Annotated in this window: 15 protein-coding genes; 9 read left to right on the top strand and 6 right to left on the bottom strand. The window is 72.3% G+C overall.

Translation table 11 applies throughout. The features are described 5' to 3' along the window. Positions 1-60 precede the first annotated feature (60 nt). Both fdxA and dapC read left to right on the top strand, forming a co-directional pair. Positions 61-405, top strand: coding sequence for a ferredoxin (fdxA, locus tag EL266_RS00070; RefSeq protein ID WP_026427019.1), 345 nt, complete (start codon positions 61-63; stop codon positions 403-405). Positions 406-492: 87 nt separating this feature from the next. Next, a complete protein-coding gene (gene dapC / locus EL266_RS00065; RefSeq protein WP_026427018.1) occupies positions 493-1686 on the top strand; it encodes a succinyldiaminopimelate transaminase in 1194 nt (397 codons plus the stop codon). Positions 1687-1747: 61 nt separating this feature from the next. On the opposite strand, the gene EL266_RS00060 is transcribed toward dapC, so the two are convergent. Further along, on the bottom strand, positions 1748-2416 hold the full coding sequence (locus EL266_RS00060) for a potassium channel family protein (RefSeq protein ID WP_026427017.1): 669 nt from the start codon (positions 2414-2416) through the stop codon (positions 1748-1750). Between the two features lie 165 nt (positions 2417-2581). Continuing rightward, positions 2582-4075 carry a TrkH family potassium uptake protein gene (locus EL266_RS00055; protein ID WP_084500738.1) on the bottom strand — a complete coding sequence of 498 codons (1494 nt, stop codon included), beginning with the start codon at positions 4073-4075 and terminating at the stop codon, positions 2582-2584. Between the two features lie 270 nt (positions 4076-4345). Here EL266_RS00055 and EL266_RS00050 point away from each other — a divergent pair, with 270 nt between their 5' ends. The 3 genes from EL266_RS00050 (at position 4346) to EL266_RS00040 (ending at position 6183) form a co-directional block, all read left to right on the top strand. Beyond that, positions 4346-4588: a helix-turn-helix domain-containing protein gene (locus EL266_RS00050; protein ID WP_026427015.1), complete on the top strand. Its 243-nt coding sequence runs from the start codon at positions 4346-4348 to the stop codon at positions 4586-4588. Positions 4589-4730: 142 nt separating this feature from the next. Beyond that, positions 4731-4829, top strand: coding sequence for a 30S ribosomal protein bS22 (locus EL266_RS00045; RefSeq protein WP_003792170.1), 99 nt, complete (start codon positions 4731-4733; stop codon positions 4827-4829). Between the two features lie 106 nt (positions 4830-4935). Continuing rightward, positions 4936-6183 (top strand): UDP-N-acetylmuramate dehydrogenase, encoded by a 1248-nt coding sequence (locus EL266_RS00040; RefSeq protein ID WP_026427014.1) that lies wholly within the window; start codon positions 4936-4938, stop codon positions 6181-6183. Between the two features lie 24 nt (positions 6184-6207). Here EL266_RS00040 and EL266_RS00035 read toward each other — a convergent pair whose 3' ends face one another. Beyond that, a complete protein-coding gene (locus EL266_RS00035; RefSeq protein WP_026427013.1) occupies positions 6208-7218 on the bottom strand; it encodes an adenosine deaminase in 1011 nt (336 codons plus the stop codon). A 75-nt stretch (positions 7219-7293) separates the two neighbouring features. On the opposite strand from EL266_RS00035, the gene EL266_RS13330 reads away from it, so the two are divergent. The 4 genes from EL266_RS13330 (at position 7294) to EL266_RS00020 (ending at position 11786) form a co-directional block, all read left to right on the top strand. After that, positions 7294-7431 carry a hypothetical protein gene (locus tag EL266_RS13330; RefSeq protein ID WP_156907644.1) on the top strand — a complete coding sequence of 46 codons (138 nt, stop codon included), beginning with the start codon at positions 7294-7296 and terminating at the stop codon, positions 7429-7431. Positions 7432-7458: 27 nt separating this feature from the next. After that, positions 7459-8703 carry a phosphotransferase gene (locus EL266_RS00030; RefSeq protein ID WP_026427012.1) on the top strand — a complete coding sequence of 415 codons (1245 nt, stop codon included), beginning with the start codon at positions 7459-7461 and terminating at the stop codon, positions 8701-8703. A 107-nt stretch (positions 8704-8810) separates the two neighbouring features. Beyond that, positions 8811-10283: an alanine/glycine:cation symporter family protein gene (locus EL266_RS00025; RefSeq protein WP_051281168.1), complete on the top strand. Its 1473-nt coding sequence runs from the start codon at positions 8811-8813 to the stop codon at positions 10281-10283. 141 nt (positions 10284-10424) lie between these two features. Continuing rightward, complete coding sequence (locus tag EL266_RS00020) at positions 10425-11786, top strand: MFS transporter (RefSeq protein ID WP_197719252.1); 1362 nt, start codon at positions 10425-10427, stop codon at positions 11784-11786. 97 nt (positions 11787-11883) lie between these two features. On the opposite strand, the gene EL266_RS00015 is transcribed toward EL266_RS00020, so the two are convergent. The 3 genes from EL266_RS00015 to EL266_RS00005 all read right to left on the bottom strand — a co-directional run bounded on the left by EL266_RS00015 (position 11884) and on the right by EL266_RS00005 (position 13685). Beyond that, positions 11884-13098, bottom strand: a complete 1215-nt coding sequence (locus tag EL266_RS00015) for a pyridoxal phosphate-dependent aminotransferase (RefSeq protein WP_026427010.1) — start codon at positions 13096-13098, stop codon at positions 11884-11886. A 70-nt stretch (positions 13099-13168) separates the two neighbouring features. Further along, positions 13169-13438, bottom strand: a complete 270-nt coding sequence (locus tag EL266_RS00010) for a metal-sensitive transcriptional regulator (RefSeq protein ID WP_034514895.1) — start codon at positions 13436-13438, stop codon at positions 13169-13171. 37 nt (positions 13439-13475) lie between these two features. After that, positions 13476-13685, bottom strand: a complete 210-nt coding sequence (locus tag EL266_RS00005) for a hypothetical protein (protein ID WP_026427009.1) — start codon at positions 13683-13685, stop codon at positions 13476-13478.

The following is a 13685-nucleotide window of genomic DNA, read 5'->3' as shown; positions in this document are numbered from 1 at the left end:
GCCTGGCACAGCGGGACGCGCACCGAGGTCCCGCACCGATTCGAGAGGAACACAGCTGCCATGACCTATGTCATCGCCCAGCCTTGCGTCGACGTCAAGGACCGCGCCTGCGTCGACGAGTGTCCTGTCGACTGCATCTACGAGGGCGAGCGCAGCCTGTACATCAACGCGGACGAATGCGTGGACTGCGGGGCCTGCGAGCCCGTCTGCCCCACCGAGGCCATCTACTACGAGGACGACGTCCCCGAGGAGTGGGCCGACTACACCCGCGCCAACATCGACTTCTTCGAGCTGCGCGGCCTGGGCTCGCCCGGTGGGGCGCAGAAGACCGGCGCCCTGGATTATGACGACCCCATGATCGCCGCCCTGCCCCCGCAGAACCAGGAGTACCTGGCCACCCTGTGAGCCGGGAGCGGGTCCCGGGGCCGGCCGGAGTGCTCGGGCCTGGGACCCGGGTGACGGCGCGGGGCCGGGCGGGGGAGAATGCGGCGCATGACTGCCGCCCCCCAGAGCCCTGCTCGCCCCCTGCTGCCCCGGCCCCTGGCCCTGCCCGACTTCCCCTGGGACACGCTGAGCCCCTACCGCGAGCGCGCCGCCGAGCATCCCGACGGCGTGGTCGACCTGGCCGTGGGCACGCCCGTTGACGACACCCCGCAGGTGGCCCGCGACGCCCTGGCCGCGGCCTCCAACGCCCCGGGCTACCCCACGGCCGTGGGCGCGCCGGCAGTGCGCGCGGCCATCATCGAGTGGATGGAGCGGCGCCGTGGGGTGGCGGGGCTGACCCAGGCCGAGGTCATCCCCACGATCGGCTCCAAGGAGTCGGTGGCCCTGCTGCCCCTCCAGCTCGGCGTTGGGCCGGGCGACCTGGTGCTCCACCCGCGGGCCGCCTACCCCACCTATGACGTCGGCGCCCGCCTGGCCGGCGCTCGGCCGGTCCCGGTGGACACCGATGCCGACCCGCGCACCTGGGGCATTGAGGACAGCGCTCAGGTGGCCATCGTCTGGCTCAACAGCCCCGGCAATCCTGACGGGCATGTTCTGGGCGTGGAGCAGATGGCCCGGATCGTGGATTGGGCTCGTGCGCGCGGCGCCGTGGTCATCGCCGATGAGTGCTATGCCGAGCTGGCCTGGGCCGAGCCCTGGGCCAGCCAGGGCATCCCCAGTCTCCTGGACCCGCGAGTGTCGGCGGATCGGAGCGGGCTGCTGGCCCTGTACTCCCTGTCCAAGCAGTCCAATCTGGCCGGCTATCGCGCCGCCTTCCTGGCCGGGGATGCGGCGCTGGTGGCGGCGGTCACCGAGGTGCGCAAGCACGCCGGCCTCCTCGTGCCCGCCCCCGTCCAGGCCGCGCTGGTCGCCGCCCTGGGGGATGAGGCGCATGTCGAGGCCCAGCGCTCCGTCTACCGGGCGCGCCGCCAGGCCCTGGCGGAGGCGAGCGCCGCCGCCGGGCTGGTCGCCGACCCGGCCTCCGTGGCGGGCCTGTACCTGTGGCTGTCGGGGCCGGAGGGCATGAGCGCCTACGAGCTGGTGGGGGCCTTCGCCGAGCTGGGGATCGTCGTGGCGCCCGGCGACTTCTACGGCGAGGCCGGGGCGGGGCGCGTGCGCATGTCGCTGACCGACACCGATGAGCGCGTGGCCGCCGCCGCCGCGCGCCTGCGCTCGCCCCAGGCCGCCGCCCTGTTCTCCTGAGCCCTGAGGGGCTGTCGGGACTGTTCAGCCGGGGCTGTTCAGGCCCGAGCCGCCCGGGTGCTCAGGCGCGGTTGGCGAAGCGCTCCAGGAGGGCGGCATCCCCGCCGACCACCAGGATGTCATCGGCCGAGACGAGGGTCTCGGGAGTGGCGTATTCGAAGGGCTCGCCGGGGCTCATGAGCCCGACCACGCTCACCCCGTAGCGCGAGCGGATCCTGGACTGGCCGATGGTGAAGCCGTGGAGCTCCATGGGCGGGCGCATCTTGACGATGGTGAAGCCGCCCTTCTCCATCTCGATGTAGTCCAGCATGCGCCCCGAGACCAGGTGAGCGGCCCGCTGGCCGGCGTCGAACTCGGGGTAGACCACGTGCTGGGCGCCGATGCGCCGCAGGATGCGCCCGTGCGCTCGCGAGATGGCCTTGGCCCAGATCTGGGGGGTCTCCAGGTCCACGAGGTTGCCGGTGATGAGCACCGAGGCCTCCAGGGAGGTGGCCACCCCCACCACTGCGGTGCCGAACTCGGTGGCGCCCAGCTGCTCGAGGGCCTCGGCGTCGGTGGCGTCGGCCTCCACCAGGGGGATGCGCCCGGTCCACTGGCGCACGATGGCCGGATTGGTCTCCACGGCCAGGACCTCCCGCCCCAGCCGGTCCAGGGTGGCGGCCACGGCCGAGCCGAAGCGGCCCAGGCCGATGACGAGCGTGGAGTCGGTGCGCGAGGCGGGGGCGGGCATGACGCTCCTCAGTCTGGTCAGCGGTGCTGGCGGTCTTGTCGCCGGGAGCGGCGCCCGGCGACGGCACCACGGTAGACCCATCGGCCTCCATCGGGCGCGTGGAGCGCCCCGGCGGGTACTGGCGGGCGCCGGCCTCCGCCCGCGCGCCCGGCCCCGGGGCGGCCCTCAGCCGATGAGCGGGCCCTCCTCGGGCATGCGGATGACGCGGCGCCGCTGGCGCATGGCCAGGGCGGAGGCCGCCGTCATCGTGCCCACGCGCCCGACGAACATGAGCACGACGATGACGTACTTGGCGCCCTCGGGCAGGATCGGCGTGATCCCGGTGGACAGCCCCACCGTGGCGAAGGCCGAGATCACCTCGAACAGGATGCGGTCCAGGGTCAGGTTCGTCAGTTGGAGCAGCAGGAGGGTGGCGATGCCGATGATGGAGGCGCCGATGAAGGCCACCGCCACGCTCAGTCGCACGGCCGAGTAGGGGATGCGCCGCCCGAAGGCCTCGATGTCCCGGTCCCCGCGGGCCTCGGCCAGGATCGCCAGGACCAGGACCGCGAAGGTCGTGACCTTCAGGCCCCCGGCGGTCGAGGCCGAGCCGCCGCCGATGAGCATGAGCGCGTCCTGGAGGAACCAGGTGGTCTCATGCATGTGCTCGGTCGGCACGGGGGACAGGCCGGAGGAGCGCGCGTTGACCCCGTTGATGAGGGCGGTCAGCAGCTTGCCGCTGGTGGACAGCGCCCCGTAGGTCCGCTCATTGCCCCACTCGAAGGCGCCGATCGCGACGGTGGAGATGGCCGACAGACCGAGGTAGGTGGTCAGGGTCAGCTTGGTGTGCAGGCTCCAGGAGCGCGGCTGGCGGTGGTGGCGCAGCAGATCCAGCATGACCGGGAAGCCCACGGCTCCCACCGCGGTGCCCAGGACGATCGGCACCCCGATTCCCCAGTCGGTGGCGTAGGGGGCGAGCCCCTCGGGCATGATGACGAATCCGGCGTTGTTGAAGATCGACAGCGCCATGAACAGCGAGTACCACAGCGCATGGCCCAGATCGAGCCCGTGGCTCAGGAAGCGGGGCAGCAGGGCGAGCATGAGCACGGCCTGGCAGCCGGCGGCCGTGAGGATGACGGCCCGCAGCAGCGAGGCCACATCCCCCAGTCGTGACTGGTTCTCGCTGGCCGCCAGCATCCGCTGGGTCAGGCCCACATGCCGGGAGACCGCCAGGGACAGCAGACTGGCCATGGTCATGATGCCCAGGCCCCCCACCGCGGTGCCGGCGATGATGACGCCCTGGCCGAAGACCGACCAGTAGGAGGCGGTGTCCACCGTGGTCAGTCCGGTGACGCAGACCGCCGAGGTGGCGGTGAACAGGGCGTCGACGACGGGCGCCCGCTGACCCGAGACGGTGGCCACCGGCAGGCTGAGCAGGGTGGCGACGACGGCGATGATCCCGGCGAAGACGGTGATCGCCAGGCGCGCCGGGGTGAAGCGGGCCGCCTGCGCGGCGCGGCGCGGCAGGCCCAGGCTCCGCAGGGCGCTGCGCAGGGTGGTGGGCTCCTCCAGGCCGGCCGGCCGGCTGCGCGTCGGCGCCGTCGTGCCTGGGGCGTGCTTGCCCGGCGGCCGGCGGCGGTCGGCGCTGGACTGCTGTGATCGCTGGGGCACGGGCGCCATTGTCTCCCCACCCCGCCCGGCTGGCCAGCCTCGAGCGACGACGGCGCGGCCGCCCTCCCGCCGGCGGATGCCGCCAGACGCCGCCGGGGCTGGCGCTGAGGGGAGCATTGAGGCGGGCGGGGAACGTGCGACACGCGTGAATCGCGTGTGAAATGCGACGCGTGGTGAGGGAGTTGAGGCGAAACCCTGTGCCGGGGCCGCCGGTCGCGCTATATTGGCGCTGTTCCTGCCCTGAATGGGGCTTCCTCGACGATGGGACCTGACGTACTCATGGCACCGGGCCTGCCCACTCCGTCCAGCGCCTCCGGCGCCCCCTCCTTCCTCACGGTTGCCGAGGTGGCCGGCATGCTGCGCGTTTCCAAGATGACTGTCTACCGCATGGTCCACTCCGGTGATCTGCCCGCCATGCAGGTGGGGCGCTCCTTCAGGGTCCCCGAGAGGGCCGTCCAGGAGTACCTGGCCGCTGGACTGGGTGACTGGGGCCACGAGGAGTCAGAGGCCTCAGGCTCATAGGACCCGCTAGAATCAGCCGGTCACCCGTGTGGTCGGCTGTGAGTCGTCACGCGCCGACCAATCGCCCCAGGCGCCCGCCGATCGCCATCCCCGGTACCGGCTGAGCCGGCGGGCACGATCAAGCCAACTGCGAGGAGATCTCATGGGATCAGTGATCAAGAAGCGCCGCAAGCGCATGGCCAAGAAGAAGCACCGCAAGCTGCTTCGCAAGACGCGTCACCAGCGCCGCAACAAGAAGTGACGGCCGCGCATGTCGTTGAGGGCCTCGTCCGCACAGGACGGGGCCCTTTGGCGCACCGGGCCCCGTATCCTGCACCCCGTAGAGCCCGACGCCCCAGGAGAGCCGCATGACACAGCCCGATCCCGTCGCACACCCCCAGGACGCCCAGGCCTGCGACGCCCCGGCCGCGCAGGATCCCGGTGCGGCGCTGGAGCCCTGGCCCCAGGCCATCACCGCCCTGGCCCGGCCCCTGGGCGGCCCCGCCCCCACCAGCCTGGCCGAGCTGACCACCATGGGGGTGGGCGGGCCCATCGCCGCCTACGTGGAGGCGACCAGCGAGGCCGAGATCATCGACGTCGTCCGCCAGGCCGATGAGGAGGGCAGGCCCCTGCTGGTCATCGGCGGGGGCTCCAACATCCTGGCCGGGGACGCGGGATTCGACGGCGTCGTCCTGCGGGATGCCCGACAGGAGGTGCGCGTCATCTCCGACTCGGCCTGCGGGGGAGTGGAGTTCGCGGCCACCGCCGGCACCTGCTGGGACGACCTCGTGCGCCAGGCCATCGCCTCCCACTGGGGGGGCTTCGCGCCGCTGTCGGGAATCCCGGGCACCGTGGGCGCCGCACCCGTCCAGAACATCGGGGCCTACGGGGCGGAGGTCTGCGAGCTGCTGGCCTCGGTGCGGGCCTGGGACCGCTGCCAGGGCCGCATCGTCCACCTGCCCCTGGCCGACCTGGCCCTGTCCTATCGGGACTCCGACCTCAAGCGCTCCCTGAGCGATGCGGCAATCGGGGGCGGGCGCACCTGGGGCCCCACCGGGCGCTGGGTGGTGCTGGAGGTGGCCTTCCACGTGCGCCAGGCCTCTCTGGCCGCGCCGATCGCCTACAGCCAGCTGGCCGGCGCCCTGGGGGTCGAGCTGGGCGCTCGCCTGCCGGCCGCCGAGGTCCGCCAGGCGGTCCTGGAGCTGCGCGCCTCCAAGGGCATGGTGCTTGACGACGCCGACCCGGACACCCGCTCGGCGGGCTCCTTCTTCACCAACCCGATCCTCGACCCCGCCCAGGCCGCGACCCTTCCCCCCGACGCCCCCCGCTTCCCCCTGGCCCCCACCCCGGGGCGCGGGGCCCGGGGCGGGTCCGAGGACGGGCAGGCCGCGAGCATCAAGACCAGCGCGGCCTGGCTCATCGACCACGCCGGCTTCCCCAAGGGCTTCGCCCTGGGGGAGCGGGCGAGCCTGTCCACCAAGCACGTCCTGGCCCTGACCAATCGGGGCGGGGCCAGCGGCGCGGACCTGGCCGAGCTGCGCGACGCCGTGGTGGCCGGGGTGCGCGAGCGCTTCGGCGTGACCCTCGTCCCCGAGCCCGTCCACGTGGGCTGGTAGGGGCCTGCCGGCGCGGGCCAGCGCTCAGGCCAGCCAGTCCTCGACCTGCGCCAGCCAGGCGCGCTTGGAGGCGGGGGAGGCCAGGCTGGCGCGGATCGAGCCGCGGGCCAGATCCGCCAGGGCCCGGTCATCACAGCCCAGAGAGCGGGCGATCTCGTACTGGTCGGTCAGGCGCGAGGCGAAGAGCAGCGGATCATCGGCCCCCAGGGCGACCTGGGCGCCGTGCTCCAGCAGCGCCGCCAGGGGCACATCCCCGGCCTGCCGGTAGACCCCCAGGCTCACATTGGAGGCGGGGCAGACCTCCAGGCTGATGCCGGCGGCCACGATCTGGTCGAGCAGGGCGGGATCCTCGCTGGCGCGCACCCCGTGCCCCAGGCGCGTGGGGCCCAGGGCGGAGACCACCTCGCGCACATGGCGCGGCCCGAGCAGCTCCCCGCCATGGGGCATGAGCGCCAGGCCCCCGCGCCGGGCGATGTCGAAGGCCGGCCCCCAGGAGGCGGTGTCCCCGGCCCGCTCATCATTGGACAGGCCGAATCCCACCACCTCGCCCGGCCCCTGCCCGGCGTAGCGCACGGCCAGGCGGGCCAGGGTGCGCGCATCGAGGGGATGGCGCATCCGCGAGGCCGCCACGATGATGGCCACCTCCACGCCCGAGAGGACCGAGGCCTGGGCGGCGGCATCCAGGATGATCTCCAGGGCCGGGGTGATGCCCCCCACGTAGGGGGCGTAGCTGGTGGGGTCCACCTGGAGCTCCAGGCGGCGCGAGCCCTCTGAGGCGTCGTCCAGGGCGGCCTCCAGGACCAGGCGGCGCATGGTCTCCTCGGAGCGCACCAGGGCCCTGGCCGTGTCATAGGCGCGCTGGAAGCGGAACCAGCCGCGGCGGTCGGCTGGCACGCGCAGCGGGTCGCCGTCCAGGAGGCTGGCCGGCAGGCGGGTGCGCGTGGTCGAGGCCAGCTCGACGAGGGTCTCCAGGCGCATGGACCCCGTGAAATGCAGATGCAGATGCGCCTTGGGCAGGGCGGCGAGGTCGCGCATGAGGGGATTGTTCCACGAGGTCCCGCCCCGAGGCGGCGCCGTCCGGCATGTCCGGGGCACGGGTAGAAGGACCCGGTGACCGCACCGCCCTGGCGGGGTCGGCAGCGTCGGCAGGGCCAGCAGGGCCAGCAGGGCGGCGATTCCAGCAGTGCCGGCGGGTGCCACGAGGGCTGGGGCGCCGGATGCGCCTGGAGGGCGCTCATCATGGCCTGATCGACGCAGGTGGGGCACACTGGGCGCATGTACCACTCGTCGGCGTCCCGTGAGCCCGAGGAGATCGCGCTGCTGACGGGAGCCCGCGCCGCCTCCGTGCTCTCGGCCGCCCTGGCGCCCGCCGGGCAGGGGCTGGCCAGCTGGGAGGTCCACTCCGTCCACCACCGCCCCGGCGCCGGGGTCTCGGTGGGATACACCGCCGTCGTCGTCACCAACGGGCGCTCGACCACCGAGTACCTGTGCGCCACCACCGCGCACCTGACCAATCCCAGCGCGCCGGGGCTGACCCGAGTGGCCCCCACCGGAGGCAACGGCCCCGTGGTCTACGTGTGGCGCCACCCCGCTGATCCCGAGCTGCCGGGCCTGGCGGTGGCCTGCACCCCGGCGCTGCTCTCGGCCCGGGTCGGCGCCCAGATCAAGGCGACGATGGTGGCCTACCGCCCCACGAGCCGCGCCGTGGTGCGCACGACCTTCCCGGATAAGTCCGTCGCCTATGCCAAGGTGCTGCGCCCTCACCAGGCCCCGGGCTTCGCCCAGCGCCACCGGATGCTCACCGGTGCGGGAGTCCCTGCCCCCGAGGTGCTCCGGGAGGACCCCGACGGGCTGGTGCTGCTGTCGGCCGGCACGGGCGCCGACCTGTCCGGCATGCTGGCGCGGGGCATGACCAAGGAGAAGGCCGCGCGCGTCTTCCAGGCCCTGGTCGATCTGCTCGACTCCCTGCCCCACTCCGCCCTCCAGCTCCCGGTCCACCCGGCGTGGTCGGATCGCGCCCGCCACTACGCCCACGCCGCCGCCACGGTCCTTCCGGAGAGCGCGGCGCGGGCCCGGGCGGTGGCCGACGGCGTCGACCACCTCATGAAGCACTCCGACGCCGGCCCCCTCATCCCGGTCCACGGCGACTTCTACGAGGCCAATGTGCTGATGAAGGACGACCGGGTCTCCTGCCTGCTGGATGTCGACGCCCTGGGGCCGGGCTACCGCGCCGACGACCTGGCCTGCCTGCTGGGCCATGTCAGCGTGCTCGACCACATGGCCCCTGACTCCTACCCGCACCTTCGTCCCATCATGAAGACCTGGACGCGCATGGCCGAGAGGCTGGTGGACCCGGTGGCGCTGCGCGCCCGCTGCGCCGGGGTGGTGCTCTCCCTGGTGGCCGGGGCCCGCCGCGAGGACGGCGGCCCCTGGCGGGCCGATGCCGAGGGCCGCCTGGCGCGCGCCGAGTCCTGGCTGGCCCAGGCCCGCGAGATCCAGGCCCGCCGCGGCGCCCACTGAGCCCCGAGTCGCGCAGCCCGACGAGAGTGTGCTTGTTATCACCCTGTCATATTGGCGGCTCTATCCTTCCGGGGATGCCCGCTGCCCCAGCGGGCGGGAAGGATGCCATGCTCACCTCAGGTCCTGCTCCTGCACTGTCCTTCGCCGACGCCCTGTCCACGGTCAACAGCTTCATCTGGGGGCCGTGGTTCCTCATCCCGCTGCTGCTGGGCACCGGCGTGGTCCTCACCGTGCGCCTGCGCGGGCTGCAGCTGGTCAAGCTCATCCCCGCCCTGCGCTTCGCCTTCCTGTCCCGCGAGGATGATGAGAAGGACAGCGCCGAGGGCGACGTCTCCCACTACCAGGCGCTGACGACGGCGCTGGCGGCCACGGTGGGGGTCGGCAACGTCATCGGCGTGGCCACGGCCATCCACCTGGGCGGGCCCGGCGCCCTGTTCTGGATGTGGGTCACCGCCCTGTTCGGTATGGCCTCGAAGTACTCCGAGGCCTTCCTGGCGGTCCGCTTCCGCACCAGGGACGCCCACGGCAAGCAGTCGGGCGGGCCCCAGTACTACCTCCAGCACGCCATCAAGGGCCCTGCGGGCCGGGTGCTGTCGATCTTCTTCGCCATCGCCGCGATCCTTGCCTCCTTCGGGATCGGGTCAACCACCCAGTCCAATGCGGTGGCGGCCCAGCTGGCCCACTCCTTCGGGTGGGACCCCGCCCTGGTGGGCATCCTGCTGGCCATCGCCGTGGGCGCGGTGCTGCTGGGGGGCATCGAGGCCATCGGAACGGTGACCTCGGCCTTCGTGCCGATGATGATCGTGTTCTACGTGGCCGGCTGCCTCTACATCCTGGGGGTCAACGCCTCGGGCATCCCCCACGCCCTGGGCATGGTCTTCCAGGGCGCCTTCACCGGCGCGGGGGCCACGGGAGGCTTCGTGGGGGCCGGGGTCATGATGGCCATCCAGTACGGCGTGGCCCGCGGCATCTTCTCCAATGAGTCAGGCATGGGCTCGGCCGCGATCGCGGCGGCGGCGGCCAAGACCAAGCACCCGGCGCGCCAGGGGCTGGTGTCCATGACCCAGACCTTCATCGACACCATGATCGTGGTCAGCTGCACGGGCCTGGTCATCCTGACCACCGGCGCGTGGACGGGCTCGGACCCCGACACCATGACGTCCCAGGCCTTCAGTCACGGACTGCCCGGTCAGTGGGGGCATTACATCGTCTCGGTGTCCCTGGTCTTCCTGGCCTCCTCGACGATCCTGGGCTGGGCCTACTACGCCGAGCGCTGCGTGGTGCGGCTCGTGGGCGTGCACGGTGTGCTGCCCTTCCGCATCGTCTTCACCGTCATGGTCTTCGTCGGCTCGGTCACGCAGTTGGACATCGTGTGGACCTTCGCCGATATCGCCAATGGGCTCATGGCCATCCCCAACCTCATCGGACTGCTCCTCCTGTCCGGCCTCATCATGCGCGAGACCCGGGCCTACCTGGAGCAGGACCCCTATCTGCGGCGCCGGGGCGAGGAGTTCAGCTCGATCCCCGGTGTGGAGCCCGAGTCCCCGCTCCCGGCTGAGGGCGGACCTGAGTCCCGTTGACTCCGGGTGGGGGAGCGCAGGGCCGCATCCCCCACCCCCACTCAACGTGGGACCTATGTCCTAGGCGTGACGTCGCTGGGTGATAGAGGCTTGGGCGCTTGTTGACCGCCCCATCCCTCTACCGACCCCTCTGGAGACGCCGTGGACGCAGCGAGCACTGAGAGCACTGAGAGCACCGAGTGCACCGAGAGCACCGAGAGCAAGGAGACCGCCCCCTCCGCCCCTGATCCAGCGGCCGCGCATCATGAGGCGCCGGGCGCCTACCGGGTGCTGAGCCTGTCCACCATCTCCTTCACCCTCATGTTCGCGGTGTGGCTGATGTTCGGGCTGCTGGGCAAGCCGATCCAGAAGGAGTTCGGGCTCGATGAGGTCCAGCTGTCCTGGATCAGCGCCGTCGCCGTCCTCAACGGCTCCATGTGGCGCCTGCCCGCCGGCATCCTGGCGGACCGCTTCGGCGGCAAGATCGTCATGACCGTCATGATGGTGCTCGGGGCCGTCTCCTCCCTGCTGGTGTCCATGGCCAGCAGCTACGCCATGCTGCTGGTCCTGGCCTTCTGCGTGGGCGTGGTGGGCAACTCCTTCTCCGCGGGCGTGGCCTGGAACTCGGCCTGGTTCACCCCTCGCCACAAGGGCTTCGCCCTGGGGGTCTTCGGCGCGGGCAATGTGGGCGCCTCGGTGACCAAGCTGATCGGTCCGGGCATCATCGCCGCCACCGCCGGCTCCACCTATGTCCTGGGCATCCAGGGCGGCTGGCGCCTCATCCCGGTGGTCTACGCGGTCCTGCTGGCGATCACCGTGGTCCTGCTGTGGTTCACCACCCCCATGGAGGACCGCAAGCCCGGCAAGTCCGCCTCACTGTCCTCCATGCTCAAGCCCCTGCGCGACATCCGCGTGTGGCGCTTCAGCCTGTACTACGTCATCGTCTTCGGCGCCTACGTGGCCTACTCGGCGATCCTGCCCACCTACTACCAGGACCACTTCCACGTCTCCCTGGGGACCGCCGGGCTGCTGACCGCCTCCTTCATCTTCCCCGCCTCTCTGCTGCGCCCCCTGGGCGGCTGGGTCTCGGACCGATGGGGGGCCCGCGTGGCCATGTACGGCACGTTCCTCATCATCGGCGCGGTGCTCACGGTCCTGTGCCTGCCCTCGGGGGTCGACGATGCCGGCCGGCCCTACGGCCTGCCCCTGTGGCTGGTGGTCCTCCTGGTCTTCCTGGTGGGCTGCGCCATGGGCATCGGCAAGGCCGCCGTCTACAAGCACATCCCCACCTACTTCCCGGACAACGTGGGCTCGGTGGGCGGCCTGGTGGGCATGCTCGGCGGCCTGGGCGGCTTCTTCCTGCCCCCGGCCTTCGCCTACATCCAGCGCCTGACGGGCCTGGCCTCCACGCCCTTCATCGTGCTGACGCTCATCACCGGGGCGACGCTGATCTGGATGCATCTGGTGATCCAGCGCATGCGGCGCGCCCAGCCCGAGGCCGACCACATCGAGGTCCCCGCCTGAGGACCGGGGCCCGCTGGCGGAGCGCGGCGGGCCCCATGCAGAAGTCCCCGGAGCGGCCGCCTGGTCGCCCCGGGGACTTCTGCATGGAGGAGGCGCGCTACTCGACCTCGGCCAGCAGGGAGGCCATGCGGCCCACGCCCTCGGCCAGGTCCTCGTCGCCCAGGGCGTAGGACAGGCGCAGGAACCCGGAGGGGCCGAAGGCCTCGCCCGGGACGACGGCGACCTCGGCATGCTCCAGGATGAGGCCTGCCAGCGTGGCCGAGGAGTCGATGGCGGTGCCGCGCAGGTTGCGGCCGATGAGGGCCTCGGCGCTGGGGTAGGCGTAGAACGCCCCCCGGGGGACCGGCACGGTCAGGCCCTCGATGGCCGTGAGCAGCTCGACCATGGTGCGCCGGCGCCGGTCGAAGGCGCCGCGCATCTCCTCCACGGCGGTCAGGTCGCCGGAGACGGCCGCCAGTGCCGCGGCCTGGCAGACATTGGCCACGTTGCTCGACAGGTGGGACTGGAAGTTGGTGGCCGCCTTGATGACGTCGCTGGGGCCGATCATCCAGCCCACGCGCCATCCGGTCATCGCGTAGGTCTTGGCCACGCCGTTGAGGACGATGGTCTGCTCGGCCAGCTCGGGGACGAGGGCGACGATATGCGCGGCGGCCGCGCCGTCGTAGAGGAGGTGCTCGTAGATCTCATCGGTGATGACCCACACCCCGTGCTCCAGGGCCCAGCGGCCGATCTCGGTCAGCTCCTCGGGGGTGTAGACGCTGCCGGTGGGATTCGACGGCGAGCAGACCAGCAGCGCCTTGGTGCGGTCAGTGCGGGCGGCCTCCAGCTGGGCGACGGTGACCTTGTAGTCCTGCTCGGCCCCGGCGAAGACCTCGACCGTGGTCCCCCCGGCCAGGGCCACGACCTCGGGGTAGGTGGTCCAGTAGGGGGCGGGCAGGAGGACCTCGTCGCCGGGGCCGATGATGGCGGCGAAGGCCTGGAAGACGGCCTGCTTGCCGCCGTTGGTCACCAGGATGTCCTCCGCGGAGACCTCGTAGCCGGAGTCCCGCAGGGTCTTGGCGGCGATGGCCTCGCGCAGGGCGGGCAGGCCCTTGGCGGGGGAGTACTTGTGGCTGGCGGGGTCCTTGGCCGAGGCGATGGCCGCCTCGACGATGTAGTCGGGGGTGGCGAAATCCGGCTCCCCGGCACCGAAGCCGATGACGGGACGGCCTGCGGCCTTGAGGGCCTTGGCCTTGGCGTCCACGGCAAGGGTGGCGGAGGGGGCGATCGCCGCCAGACGGGCAGAGACTCGAGTCTGTGGTGCTGGTGTCACAGGGCCATGCTCCCATGGCGATGCGTAGCCTGCACGCAATCTCACTGCCGGCCCGCGTGCGTGGGCGGCGTCAGGCCAGGGACATGAGCAGGCGCTCCAGGCGGCGGGTGTCCATGGTCTGGCCGGTGGGGTCCTCACTCAGGCAGGTGCGCATGCCCGAGGCGATGACGGCCAGGCCCGCCCGGTTGACCGCCTTGCTCACGGCGGCGATCTGCACGACCGTCTCCTCGCAGTCGCGCCCCTCCTCCAGCATGCGGATGACGCCGTCCAGCTGCCCGCGCGCCCGCTTGAGGCGGGCCAGCGTGGGGCGCAGATCGGCCGGGTCCAGGGCGGTGCCCATGATCAGCCTCCCTGGCCGGCGCGGCGCGGGGCCGCGCTCATGACCCGCCCCCGCGTCCCAGCAGGCGGGAGAAGAGGCCGGCGCCCCGCGCCTGGCCGCCGGAGTCGCCGCCGGAGTCGCTCGGGGCGTCGCGCTCGCAGGTGCAGCGCTGGGCGGGGGCGACGTCGCGCATGACCTGGTCGACGTGCTGGCCGCATCCGGCCCAGGTGGTCTTGCCGCAGGTGCGGCAGGTGACAGGGCGGCACAT

Source organism: Actinomyces slackii, from assembly GCF_900637295.1.
Taxonomy (GTDB): Bacteria; Actinomycetota; Actinomycetes; order Actinomycetales; family Actinomycetaceae; genus Actinomyces; species Actinomyces slackii.
Note: the sequence above shows the minus strand (reverse complement) of the source record. Positions and strands in the feature narration are given on the sequence as shown.

Coding starts and splice junctions, on each gene's coding strand:
- EL266_RS00040 (WP_026427014.1), top strand. CDS start 4,936: ATGACACAGCCCGATCCCGTCGCACACCCCCAGGACGCCCAGGCCTGC.
- EL266_RS00005 (WP_026427009.1), bottom strand. CDS start 13,685: ATGTGCCGCCCTGTCACCTGCCGCACCTGCGGCAAGACCACCTGGGCC.
- EL266_RS00035 (WP_026427013.1), bottom strand. CDS start 7,218: ATGCGCGACCTCGCCGCCCTGCCCAAGGCGCATCTGCATCTGCATTTC.
- EL266_RS00050 (WP_026427015.1), top strand. CDS start 4,346: ATGGCACCGGGCCTGCCCACTCCGTCCAGCGCCTCCGGCGCCCCCTCC.
- dapC (WP_026427018.1), top strand. CDS start 493: ATGACTGCCGCCCCCCAGAGCCCTGCTCGCCCCCTGCTGCCCCGGCCC.
- EL266_RS00060 (WP_026427017.1), bottom strand. CDS start 2,416: ATGCCCGCCCCCGCCTCGCGCACCGACTCCACGCTCGTCATCGGCCTG.
- EL266_RS00010 (WP_034514895.1), bottom strand. CDS start 13,438: ATGGGCACCGCCCTGGACCCGGCCGATCTGCGCCCCACGCTGGCCCGC.
- EL266_RS00030 (WP_026427012.1), top strand. CDS start 7,459: ATGTACCACTCGTCGGCGTCCCGTGAGCCCGAGGAGATCGCGCTGCTG.
- EL266_RS00025 (WP_051281168.1), top strand. CDS start 8,811: ATGCTCACCTCAGGTCCTGCTCCTGCACTGTCCTTCGCCGACGCCCTG.
- EL266_RS00055 (WP_084500738.1), bottom strand. CDS start 4,075: ATGGCGCCCGTGCCCCAGCGATCACAGCAGTCCAGCGCCGACCGCCGC.
- fdxA (WP_026427019.1), top strand. CDS start 61: ATGACCTATGTCATCGCCCAGCCTTGCGTCGACGTCAAGGACCGCGCC.
- EL266_RS00045 (WP_003792170.1), top strand. CDS start 4,731: ATGGGATCAGTGATCAAGAAGCGCCGCAAGCGCATGGCCAAGAAGAAG.